This window comes from Sphingomonas adhaesiva (assembly GCF_036946125.1).
GTDB classification, from domain to species: Bacteria; Pseudomonadota; Alphaproteobacteria; order Sphingomonadales; family Sphingomonadaceae; genus Sphingomonas; species Sphingomonas adhaesiva_A.
Genome location: NZ_JAQIJT010000002.1, coordinates 496845 through 508944, shown reverse-complemented (window position 1 = coordinate 508944; position 12100 = coordinate 496845). Strand labels below are relative to the sequence as shown.

The window sequence follows — 12100 nt, the reverse complement described above, 5'->3', positions numbered from 1 at the left end:
GAGCGGCACAGGGGTCATCGCCTTTTACCGGCTGAAGGAGCGCTGACGGCCGGTGGAGTGGGTCATCGTTTCGTCGCGGAAAGCGGCGCGGCGAAGACCAGCAGCGCGTTGGCGACCGGGCGTTCCCGCCCCGGCACAGCGGTATGCATCGGCCGGTTGAGGACGGCTGCGCCCGTCCCCTCGGCGACCGCGAGCGTCGAGGAACCCCCGCCGTCGAAGCTCATCGCATCGCTGGCGCCAAGGCTGCGGAACAGCGCGACCAGCGCGTTATTGTCCGCACCCATGCTATAGCCTTTTTGCCGGCCGTCGATAACCACGATCCATGCACGTCGCCGGTCGGCGGACAGGCCGAACGCGGTGCGCGGCCCTTTCCCGCCCTCGGCCGCGAGCGCCCGGTGGAGCGGGATCGCCCGTCCGCCCTGCAAAAGGTGTGGACCGGCCGCGATCGCATCGCGGGTGCCAGCGCCGTATTCGGCGATGGTGCAGGCGTGGCTCGCCGATTTTCGCGCACGGCTGAGCCAGGCCGGGGAGATCGGAACGGCTGCGACGTGATTTCATCTCGTTTTGCCCTGTCATGGTCAACTCCCGGCACAGCCACTGCGCCACGAAGTCGACTGACCCTTGCCAGCTACGACGAATTCGACAGCGGCTTGCCTGGCGTACAGGCGGTACGGCGCGGGATAACTCAGGACATCTCGAAACTATTTTCAGGCCCAGGCTTCAGAACTTCCCAAGTAACGCAGCACACAGCTGCCTGGCCATGGACCTTCGTACATGATGTTTTCTCAACACGGGGGAAGCACGCTCATGAAACACATTGACCGGCGGGGTCAGTGATTACGCCTCGGCCATCAGGGAAAGAACGCCTTTAACGTTCGTCGATGGCGCATATTTCAGCTTCGATCCCTACCGCCCATAACGAGATCGTCGAATGAGCATCCTGCGCAATCCCCCTCCCACCTTTCCGCCGATTGTCACTGGCGAAGACCTCGCTCGAGCTGCCGCCGCCGATTTCGAGTCCTTCTTCCTACCCAGCGGTGAGGTGCCGATCCGCATCGAGGTCAAGAGCATCAACTCGGCGATACCCGGGGGGAAGGTGAGAAGGTCCGCATCATCATCCCGCGAGAGATGGCGATCGAGCAGATCGACACGCCCGAGAAGCTGTTCTTCCATCTGCTCCGCAGGCCGTCCGACGGGTGATAGGCCAAAACAGCCCGCCGGCGGGTCGATGGCTCGTCGCCTAGGTTCGACGCCACCTGTGCGACGATTGGTCGACCGGAGGAACGTGGTGCCCGACGCAAGAGCAATGGCCTTGGCCACAACGATATGAGCGTCGCCCTTGCCGCCACAGTCATCTTCTGGCTCTGATCAACGAGTCCCGAACCTAAGTCGTTCGGCGACAAACCATCGTACGGGCTGACTGACAGGCGATGAGGGCCTATACCGAACATACCTCGACGACGTCGGGGTGCGGACGGTGAGCAGGTATAAAAATTGGTCGCGGCCCCTGGTATAAAGGCTTTGGGGACGCACGACCTAAATGTCTGAATTTCTTATCTTTCGATACCATGGCGATTTCTCCCGTAGGGGTCACCAACTTGAAAATGCACGGCTTCTCCTGCCAGATTCTGAGGCCGTTCGTTTTGCCCTCTTGATTTCCTCTGGTTGGCCGCGGTCAGAACCATGGTCCAGAAGGCCCCCTCACCCATTGCAGTCGGCATCGCAACCGGATCGCGGGATGCGTCGGTCGCCGCCGGCAGGTCCGTCGCCTCGCCACGCGCTGCGCCCGCCGCACCGCCCATCTCGTCGGCGTGATACACCCCGCCGTCGCCATGATCCGGCGACGATGGAGGGCACGTCACCTAGAAGAGACGGGCTATACCCACATAGAAACGCACATCCGGCGCAGCGTCGTTGAGGCCGATCACGGTGCCGGCGTCGAGTTGCAGATCGTCGCGAGGCATCCAGGCCAGAGACGTCGAGTAGAAGGCCTGCGTGCTCTCGCCGTCGGGATCCATGTCGCGACCGACCGCCAGCTCGTGGGTGATCGATACGCCATCCGCGACCGAGAAGCCGGCACCGGCGATGAGATTGTACGCCGGGTGTCGCCCGACGCCGTCACTATCCGCCGCCAGGTCGAATTCCGGGGTGAGCTGAAGGCTGATCGTGTCGGTGGCGGAAAGGGACATCGGCACCAGCAGCCCCGCGGCCCAATCGCCTGCTCCGAACGTCTTGCTGCCGACGGGCAAGGTGCCGAAGGCCAGCACCGACAACGAGAAGCCGCTGCCGTCCGGGTTCTTCAGGTTGACCTTGGTGCCGAGGGTCACGTCGCCGGACCCCCGTCCGGTCGATCGGTTCCCATCGGCGTCGCGCGTATGGGAGACGCCGAAGGGAGTGGCTTGCGCCAACACCTCGACCGTGTCGGTCACACCCAATCGAAGCGCGGCATCACCGAACAGCAGCGAGTCCGTGCGCTGTCCGGCACTGCGGTCGCGCTCCCAATCGACGCCGGCGATCTCGACCGAGAGCCGCCCCGGCGCGATCGTGCAGGGGGTCGTCCCCATACCGGGACGGGCGGCGCAATATCCCCGCGTGTCCGTCCGCTCCTGGGCGACCGACGGGAAGGACGCGACGATCATCGGCAACGACGCGACGAGCATCGCGGAGAGCCGCCACGCGCGTCGGCGGAAAGCAGAAAGCGTCATCGGACACGCAAGCCTTTTCTTGATGGACGGTTGTGCGGGCTGCCGGACGGGCCCTAGAATTCCGACCAATCGTCACTGGCGACCGCGAGAGCGGTATTGCCGCGCGACGCCACCACGCCGGGACCGCGCTTGCCGACGGCGGCGGCACGCGCCTGAAGCTGGTGCACCGGCGATCCGCCGGCCGGGCGAGATTCGCGGTTCGGCACCGTTCCGGTGTTGCCGAGCGTGAAGCGGGACACCTCCACCGTCATCGTCTGCGCCTCGTCGGCCAGCGATCGGGCGGCGGCCGTGGCCTCCTCGACCATCGCGGCGTTCTGCTGCGTGACGTTGTCCATTTCACCGACGGCGGTGTTGACCTGCTGAAGGCCGGTCGCCTGCTGCTCGGCCGAGTCGGCGATCTGCGCCACCAGTCCGCTGATCTCGCCGATGCGACCGTTGATGCGAAACAGCGCCTGTCCCGCTTCACCGACCAGTTCGACGCCTAGCGCCACCTGTTCGGAGGACACGGTGATGCGCGTCTTCACATCCTTGGCGGCATCGGCGGAACGTTGCGCCAGTGCGCGCACTTCGCTGGCCACCACCGCGAAGCCCTTGCCTGCGTCACCGGCGCGCGCAGCCTCGACGCCGGCATTGAGCGCCAGCAGATTGGTCTGAAATGCGATACCGTCGATGACCCCGATGATCTCGCTGATCTCGGTCGACGATCGCTCGATGCCATGCATCGCCTCGACCGCCCGGGTGACGACATCGCCCGACTTCTGCGTCTCGATGTGCGCTTCCTTGACGGCGGCGTTGGCGCGGGCCGCACTTTCGGCGGTGCCCTGCACGGTCGTCGTGATCTCGTGCATGGCCGCAGCGGTCTGCTCCAGCGAGGCCGCCTGCTGCTCGGTGCGCTGCGACAGGTCGTTGGAGGCCTGACGGATGTCGCTCGATCCGTTCATGATCCCTTCCGCGCTGGCCGTTACCGCCTTCAGCGTGGTGGCGACCGAGGTCATGGCGTTGTTGAAATCGCTCTTCAGCGTGGCGAAGGCGCCCGTCAGATCGGCATCGATCCGGGCGGTCAGGTCTCCCCTGGCCAGCGCCGAAAGGCCCGATCCGATGCTCTCGACGATCAGCGTCGTCTGCTCTTCCTTGGCACGTTCCGCCGCGAGCAGCTGGTCGCGCAGTTTCTTCATCGCACCGGCAAGGTCGCCGATCTCATCCGCACGCTCGCGGACCGGAACCTCCGCGTCGAGCTTGCCGTTCGCCAGCTGCGCCAAGGCATTGGTCATCAGCCCCAGCGGCGTCGCGATTCCGCGGACCAGCAGCAGCAGCATGGCGAGCATGCCCGCGGCAGCGACGACCAGCGCGACGATCGTGACGTTGCGGCCCGTCTCGGCGGTGGCGGCGGCATCGGAGGCGCCTTCGGCCATGACCTGGGCCTGACGCTTCTGCACGTCGGTCGCAGCCGCACTCAGTTCGCCGAAGCGGATGCGATTGGCGCGAAATTGCTCCAGCGCCTCCTGATCCTCGTTGTTGCGCGACAGGTTCAGCATGGCTTCGGAAGCGCGCTCATATTCGGCGTACAGCTTCTTCAGCTCTTCGAATTGGGCGCGCACCGCAGGTATACTGACGTGCTGATCGAGATACGTGAGGCGATCCTTGATGATCCCGCGCTGCTTGCGAAGCTCCGCTTCCGCCTGCGCGGTGACCGCCTCGTCCTTGGCCAGGATGTGCGAAGCCTCCGCGACCCGGTAGTTGGACGCGGCGGCGTTGACCGCGGCAGCGGCCTCCAGCTTCTCGCGTCGATCCACCCCCAATTCCTGGGCGGCATCACCAAGATTTCCTTGATTGTGAAGGCTTGTCGCGCCGACGCCCATCAGGACGAGGAACAGGATCGCGAAACAAGCACCCAGCTTCTTGATGATCCGAAGGTTATCCATGCCATCGCTTCTCATGTGATGAGCGGGCACCAATAGAATATGAACGTTAATAGGCTGTAACCAAAGGCAACCTAAGTTAAAAACGGCTGGTCGCCTTACGCCCCGCAGCGCCTTTCTCTAAAGATTTAAGCCCTTTCGACAAATTCGGCGCGGTTCGCTCCGCCGCGATCAGCCTGCGCGCCGGCCGGCAACCGCTGCACAGCGCGACAGGCGCCGGGCCGCATCGATCGCGGGAAATTGCGCGCGGTCGTCGACCAGGATGCGGATCAGCGCGACGCCGTGTCCGCCCCGCACCGCCACCGGCTCATACCCGGCAGGCGCCGCCTGCCCCGGCGTCACCAGCGCGACCCGGATCGGCTGTCCCTGTGCCTCCAGATTGTTGCGCACGAACGCCACGTCGGTGCGCGCGTCGAACACCGACAGCGACCAGTAGCGCGCCGGCACCGGGGCCACGTCGACCGTCACCGGCCCCTTCGACAGGTCGACCACGCAGGCCGAATAGGCCAGATCCGGGCTCGGCCGCACCACCGCGCGCGAGCGGCTGGTCGCCAGCGGGGTGTGCGCGAAGGCGTTGACCCCGCCCGCCTTCGCCAGCCGCCGCTCGGCTGCCGCCATCAGCACGTCGGGCGTCCGCCGCAGCGTCGCCTGACAGGCGACCAGCGCGACCACCAGCGCCAGCAGCGCCGGCCCCATCCACGAGCGGAGCCACGGGCGCAGACGATCGCGGATCATGCGCACGCCTCCCGCCGGATGCTGGGCAATTGATCGCGCGCCGGGCTGGTCCGCCCTTCGTCCGCGGGCAGGTACGTGCGGAGCGTCAGCTCGAAACGGTCGAGCCCCGCACTCGGCAGCCAGCGCCCGGGCTGACGCTCCGGCGCGATCAGCACCGTCCAGCGCTGCGCCTCCGCCGGCGACAGCGCCGCGCTGCCGATCGAATAGGGTCCGTCACCCGCCAGATAGCCGTCGCGGTCGTAGAGCGTCAGGCTCCACCATTTCGCCGGCAGCGCCCCGCCGGTGATGCGATAGCGGCATGTGCCGTCCAGCGGGCGCCCGGCATCGTCGGTGCTCGCGGTATAGTAACGCGCCTCGCGCGCCGGCAGCGCGAGCAGACCGCGCCGCGCCACCACCGCGCGGGTCCGCGCGCTCTGGTCGGCGGTGCCCAGATCGGTCCCCGTCTCCCACGCGCCGATCCGCACGCCCGATCCCATCGCGCCGGTGCGCACGGTCCAGGTGGCATAACCGATCCCGGCGATGAGCCCCAGCGCGATGCCCGTCAGATACCGCGCCCAAGGTCTCATCCCGCCGCTCCTCCTACCCCCTGGCCTTCAGCGCCGCCTGGGCGGCCGCCAGCCGGGCGATCGGCACACGGTAGGGCGAGGCGGAGACGTAATCCAGCCCCACGCTTTCGCAAAAGGCGATCGACGCCGGATCGCCGCCATGCTCGCCGCAGATGCCCAGCTTGATGTCGGGGCGCGTCGCGCGCCCACGCTCGGCGGCCAGCTTCACCAGCTCGCCCACGCCCTCGACGTCCAGGCTGACGAACGGGTCCTTGGCGTAGATGCCCTTCTCGACATACGCGCCCAGGAAGCGCGCGGCATCGTCGCGGCTGACCCCCAGCGTCGTCTGCGTCAGGTCGTTGGTGCCGAAGGAGAAGAACTCGCCGGCCTCCGCGATCTCGCCCGCGCGCAGCGCCGCGCGCGGCAGCTCGATCATCGTGCCGACCAGATAGTCGACCGTGCGCCCGCGCTCGGCGAAGACGTCCTTCGCCGCGGCATCGACCACCGCCTTCATCAGGTCCAGCTCGCGCCTGGTCGCGACCAGCGGGATCATCACCTCCGGGATCGGCGCTTCCCCGCTCTTCTCCGCGACATCGATCGCCGCCTCGAAGATCGCGCGCGCCTGCATCTCGTAGATTTCCGGGTACGTCACGCCCAGCCGGCAGCCGCGATGCCCCAGCATCGGGTTGAACTCGTGCAGCTCGGCCGCGCGGCGCTTCAACTGGTCGACCGCGATCCCCGCCGCGGCGGCGACCTCGGCGAACTCGTTCTCCTCGTGCGGCAGGAATTCGTGGAGCGGCGGGTCGAGCAGCCGGACGGTGACCGGCAGCCCCGCCATCACCTCGAAGATCGCGGTGAAGTCGGCGCGCTGCTCGGGCAGCAGTTTCTCCAGCGCCGCGCGCCGCCCGGCCTCGTCCTCCGCCAGGATCATCTGGCGCACCGCGGTGATCCGCGCCGCGTCGAAGAACATGTGCTCGGTCCGGCACAGCCCGACGCCCTCCGCGCCGAAGTCGCGCGCGGTGCGGCAGTCGAGCGGGGTCTCCGCATTGGCGCGCACCTTCAGCCGGCGGACCTCGTCGGCCCATGTCATCAGCGTGCCGAAATCGCCCGCCAGCTCGGGCTGGATCGTCGCGACCTCGCCCACCATCACCTCGCCGGTAGCGCCGTCGATGGTCAGGATGTCGCCCTCGCGCACCTCGCGCCCACCGACGCGCGCGACCTTGGCCTTGGCGTCGATCGACAGCGTGCCCGCGCCCGATACGCACGGCCGCCCCATGCCGCGCGCCACCACGGCGGCGTGGCTGGTCATCCCGCCGCGCGCGGTCAGGATACCCTTGGCCGCATGCATGCCGTGGATGTCCTCGGGCGAGGTTTCGGTGCGCACCAGGATCACCGCCTTGCCGTCCGAGGCCCAGCGCTCGGCGGTATCGGCGTCGAACACCGTCGCGCCGCTCGCGGCCCCCGGCGACGCGGGCAGCCCCTTGGTCAGCACGTCGCGCGGCGCGTTCGGGTCCAGCGTCGGGTGGAGCAGCTGGTCGAGCGCCTGCGGCTCGACCCGCGCGATCGCTTCCTCGCGCGTGATGAGCCCCTCGTCCGCCATCTCCACCGCGATCTTCAGCGCCGCCTTCGCGGTGCGCTTGCCCGAGCGCGTCTGGAGCATCCACAATTTGCCGCGCTCGACCGTGAACTCGATGTCCTGCATGTCGCGGTAGTGCGTCTCCAGCCGGTCGAACACCGCGGCCAGCTCGCCGTACACCTCGGGCATCGCCTCTTCCATCGACGCCGGCTTCGCGCCCGCCTCCTCGCGCGCCGTCTTCGTCAGATATTGCGGGGTGCGGATGCCCGCCACCACGTCCTCGCCCTGCGCGTTGATGAGGAACTCGCCGTAATAGGCGCGGTCGCCCTTCGACGGGTCGCGCGTGAAGGCGACGCCGGTGGCCGACGTATCGCCCATGTTGCCGAAGACCATCGCCTGCACGTTGACCGCGGTGCCCCAGTCGCCGGGAATGTCGTTCAGCCGGCGGTACACCTTGGCGCGCTCCGACTGCCACGATCCGAACACCGCGCCCACCGCACCCCACAACTGATCGTGCACGTCCTGCGGGAACGGCCTGTTCCACTCCGCCTCGACCAGCTTCTTGTACTCGGCGACCAGCTCCTTCAGGTCCGCCGCCGACAGTTCGGTGTCCAGCGTGAAGCCGCGGTCTTCCTTCGCGATCTCCAGCGCTTCCTCGAACGCGCCATGGTCCAGCTCCAGCACCACGTCGGCATACATCTGGATGAAGCGGCGATAGCTGTCCCATGCGAAGCGCTCGTCCCCGCTCGCCGCCGCCAGCCCCTCGACCGTCTCGTCGTTGAGGCCCAGGTTCAGCACCGTGTCCATCATGCCGGGCATCGACACGCGCGCGCCCGAGCGGACCGAGACGAGCAGCGGATCGGCCGCATCGCCGAAGCGCTTGCCGGTCACCTGCTCGATATGCGCGATGCCGTCCGCGACCTCGGCCTTCAGCGACTCGGGAAAGCGCTCCCCCTCCTCGTAATAGCGCGCGCACATCGCGGTGGAGATGGTGAAGCCCGGCGGCACCGGCAAGTCGATCGACGCCATCTCGGCCAGGTTCGCGCCCTTGCCGCCCAGCAGGTTCCTGTCGCCCTTGCCGCCGTCGGAGACGCCACCGCCGAAGCGATAGACGTATCGCGTGTCGGTCCCTGCCTGTGCCGCGGTCGCCATCGTCACGTCTCCTGTCCTATCGTATCGTTGTGCACCGCAACACACGGTCGGGGCGCGGATTGCAACACGATTCTGCGGCAGGGTCGGGACAGCCCGGCTTTACCCCTCGATCCGCGAGAAGTCCGCGACGCCATGCACCGCCTCGCGCACCCGCGCCAGCAACGCGAGCCGCGCGGCGCGCTTGGCGGGATCGGCGTCGTTGACGGTCACGTCGTCGAAGAAGCGGTCGATCGGCGCGCGCAATGTGGCGAGCGCCGCCATCGCACCCTCGAAATCCTCCCGCGCGACCGCCTGCGCGGCGGCCGGCTCGGCGATATCGAGCGCCGCGACCAGCGCCGCCTCGGCGGGCTCCGGCGCATACGCCGTCGTCTCGTCACCCCGGGCTTGACCCGGGGTCCCGCTATCCTCCGCGTCCAAGAAGCGGGACCCCGGCTCAAGGCCGGGGTGACGATCGGTCGTGGAGGGCGCCACCCGGCCTTCCTTCTTCAGGATATTCGCCGCGCGCTTGTACCCCGCGAGCAGGTTCGCCCCATCGTCGGTGGTGACGAACGACTGCAACGCCTTCACTCGCGAGAGCAGTCGCACCAGATCGTCCTCGCCGCCCAGCGCAAACACCGCATCGATCAGATCGTGCCGCACCCCCGCCTCGCGCTGCTGGACCTTGAGGCGGTCGGCGAAGAAGTCGAGCAGTTCACCGGGAACGCGATACCGCAGCCCGTTCTCGGTCAGCAGCCGGATGACACCCAGCGCAGACCGCCGCAGCGCGAACGGATCCTTGGACCCGGTCGGCGCCTGCCCGATCGCAAAGAACTGCTGGAGGCTGTCCAGCTTGTCCGCCAGCGCCACCGCGACCGTCACCGGCGCGGTCGGCACGTCGTCGCCCGCCCCCACCGGCTTGTAGTGATCGCGGATCGCCTCGGCGACCGCGGCATCCTCGCGCTGCGCGGCGGCGTAATAGCCCCCGATCAGCCCCTGCAATTCCGGGAACTCGCCGACCATGCCGGTGACGAGATCGGCCTTGGCGAGCCGTGCGGCACGCCCGGCCTGATCCGCCAGCTCTCCCCTCCCTGGAAGGGAGTGGTCGGGGGTGGGTGTGATCTTCGCGGAACCGTGGTGGGTCTCATTACCCACCCCCGGCCCCTCCCTTGCGGGGAGGGGAGAGACGACACCGCTCTCCACCAGCCACCGCGCCAGCTTCGCGACCCGCTCCACCTTGTCCGCGACCGTACCCAGCTTCTCGTGGAACACGATCCGGTCCAGCTTCTTCGCCTGCTCTTCCAGCGGGACCTTCAGGTCGGTGTCGTAGAAGAAGCGCGCATCGGAAAGCCGCGCGGCGAGCACCTTGCGGTTGCCCTCGACGATCTTCGCGCCGCCGTCCGCCGCGTCGATGTTCGCGGTGCACACGAACGCATTGGCCAGCTTCCCCTCCGCGTCGCGGCAGACGAAATACTTCTGGTTCACGCGCGCGGTCAGCTGGATCACCTCGGGCGGCACGTCCAGATACGCCGCGTCGAAGCGGCCCAGCAGCGGAATGGGATATTCGGTCAGCCCGGCATTCTCCGCCAGCAGCCCCTCGTCGCGCACCAACGTCAGCCCCGCCTTCGCGGTCAGCATCGTCGCGCCCAGCGCGATGATCGACTCGCGCTCGGCCTGGTCGACGATCACGTGGCACGCGCGCAGCTTCTCGACATAATCCGCCGCGGAGCCGATCGTGATGGCGCCCGGATGGTGGAAGCGGTGCCCCACCGTCGCCGCACCGCTCTCGACGCCCGCGATGCTCGCCGGCACCACAGTCTCGCCGAACAGCGCGACGATGCCCTGCAACGGCCGCACCCAGCGCAGGCTCTCGGTCGAGGCCGACGCGGCGCCCCAGCGCATCGACTTGGGCCACGGAAACGCCCGGATCACCGCCGGAATCGCGTCGGCCAGCACGTCGGCGGTCGCCCGCCCCGGCTTCTCGCTCACCGCGAAGAACACGCCGTCGCGCTCGACCAGCTGCTCGCGCGTCAGCCCGGTCTTGCGCAGGAACCCCTCCAGCGCCTGCGGCGGCGCGCTCGTCTTGGGGCCCTTCACTTCCTCGCTGACCGCCTCGGTCGCCTCCGGCAGCCCGCGCAGGATCAGCGCGAGGCGCCGCGGCGTGGCATAGCTCACCGTCTCCGCCGCGGCGAGCCCGGCCCTGGCCAGCTCGCCCGCGAAGAGCCGCGCCAGATCCTCGCGCGCCTTGGTCTGCATGCGCGCCGGAATTTCCTCGGAGCGGAGTTCGAGCAGGAAGTCGGTCATGCGATATCGGCCGTGTATTGGGATTCACGCGAAGACGCGAAGCCGCGAAGATGATGTTCGCGCGGAGCGCGCAGAGGACGCAGAGAGGCTTCGTGCGCGGTAGCGCACCGGGTCACGCCAACGCGAGATGTTCGAGAGCCGCTGACGCGGCAAGGCACAACACCTCTGCGTCCTCCGCGTGCTCTGCGCGAACCATAAACCTTCGCGTCTTCGCGGCTTCGCGTGAACCTCATCACGCCCCCTCCGCAGCTATTCCAACGACGCTTCACGTCGTCGGAACCTTGAGCTGCTCCGCCCACCCGTGCTTCTCCATATGCGCCGCGCACGCCGCCTTCGCGAGATCGCGCACGCGCCCGATATACGCCTGCCGCTCCGCGACGGAGATCACCCCGCGCGCCTGGAGCAGGTTGAACGTGTGGCTCGCCTTGATCGCCTGCTCGTATGCCGGGATCGGCAGCTTGGCGGCCAGGCAGTTCTCGCACTCCGCCGCCGCCTTGCGGAACTGGTCGAACAGCGTCTCGGTATCCGCCACCTCGAAGTTCCACGTCGACATCTGGCGCTCGTTCTCCAGGAACACGTCGCCATAGCTCACGCCGGCATCGTTGAAGCGCAGGTCGTACACATTGTCGACGTTCTGGATGTACATCGCCAGCCGCTCCAGCCCGTAGGTCAGCTCGCCAGCGACCGGCTTCATGTCGAACCCGCCCATCTGCTGGAAATAGGTGAACTGCGTCACCTCCATCCCGTCGCACCAGACCTCCCAGCCCAGTCCCCAGGCGCCCAGCGTCGGGCTTTCCCAATCGTCCTCGACGAAGCGGATGTCGTGGATGCTCATGTCCACCCCGATCGCCGCCAGGCTGCCCAGATACAGATCCTGCAGGTCGGGCGGGCTGGGCTTCAGGATCACCTGATACTGATAGTAATGCTGGAGCCGGTTGGGGTTTTCGCCATAGCGGCCGTCGGTCGGGCGGCGGCACGGCTGGACATAGGCCGCGTTCCACGCGTCCGGCCCCAGCGCGCGCAGCGTGGTGGCGGTGTGGAACGTCCCCGCCCCCATCTCCATGTCATAGGGTTGCAGGATCGCGCACCCGCGCTCCGACCAATATTGGTGGAGCCGCAGGATCATCGCCTGAAAGGAAAGGGGCTGGTCCATACGGCGGCGACCTCTGGCCGAACCCTCGCCTTCCC

At 67.8% G+C, this 12100-nt stretch carries 9 protein-coding genes; all 9 read right to left on the bottom strand.

Features of this window, described 5'->3' with window-relative positions:
- Positions 1 to 62 precede the first annotated feature (62 nt).
- The 9 genes from PGN23_RS08735 to PGN23_RS08695 all read right to left on the bottom strand — a co-directional run bounded on the left by PGN23_RS08735 (position 63) and on the right by PGN23_RS08695 (position 12065).
- Entirely contained in the window at positions 63 to 479 is a 417-nt protein-coding gene (locus PGN23_RS08735; protein WP_335304557.1) for a phosphodiester glycosidase family protein, read from the bottom strand.
- A gap of 1074 nt (positions 480 to 1553) precedes the next feature.
- Positions 1554 to 1820: a hypothetical protein gene (locus tag PGN23_RS08730; protein WP_335302500.1), complete on the bottom strand. Its 267-nt coding sequence runs from the start codon at positions 1818 to 1820 to the stop codon at positions 1554 to 1556.
- Positions 1821 to 1862: 42 nt separating this feature from the next.
- The gene (locus PGN23_RS08725) at positions 1863 to 2705 is read right to left on the bottom strand and encodes a transporter (protein ID WP_335302499.1); all 843 of its coding nucleotides are present in this window, start codon (positions 2703 to 2705) and stop codon (positions 1863 to 1865) included.
- 53 nt (positions 2706 to 2758) lie between these two features.
- Entirely contained in the window at positions 2759 to 4627 is a 1869-nt protein-coding gene (locus PGN23_RS08720; RefSeq protein WP_335302498.1) for a methyl-accepting chemotaxis protein, read from the bottom strand.
- A gap of 168 nt (positions 4628 to 4795) precedes the next feature.
- Positions 4796 to 5359, bottom strand: a complete 564-nt coding sequence (locus PGN23_RS08715) for a DUF1254 domain-containing protein (protein ID WP_335302497.1) — start codon at positions 5357 to 5359, stop codon at positions 4796 to 4798.
- Positions 5356 to 5925, bottom strand: a complete 570-nt coding sequence (locus tag PGN23_RS08710; protein ID WP_335302496.1) for a DUF1214 domain-containing protein — start codon at positions 5923 to 5925, stop codon at positions 5356 to 5358. Before PGN23_RS08710 ends, PGN23_RS08715 begins: the two co-directional genes overlap by 4 nt.
- Before the next feature lie 13 nt (positions 5926 to 5938).
- Positions 5939 to 8632: a pyruvate, phosphate dikinase gene (ppdK, locus tag PGN23_RS08705; protein ID WP_335304556.1), complete on the bottom strand. Its 2694-nt coding sequence runs from the start codon at positions 8630 to 8632 to the stop codon at positions 5939 to 5941.
- A gap of 99 nt (positions 8633 to 8731) precedes the next feature.
- On the bottom strand, positions 8732 to 10912 hold the full coding sequence (glyS, locus tag PGN23_RS08700) for a glycine--tRNA ligase subunit beta (protein ID WP_335302495.1): 2181 nt from the start codon (positions 10910 to 10912) through the stop codon (positions 8732 to 8734).
- Positions 10913 to 11177: 265 nt separating this feature from the next.
- Complete coding sequence (locus PGN23_RS08695; protein ID WP_335302494.1) at positions 11178 to 12065, bottom strand: glycine--tRNA ligase subunit alpha; 888 nt, start codon at positions 12063 to 12065, stop codon at positions 11178 to 11180.
- Positions 12066 to 12100: the final 35 nt, after the last annotated feature.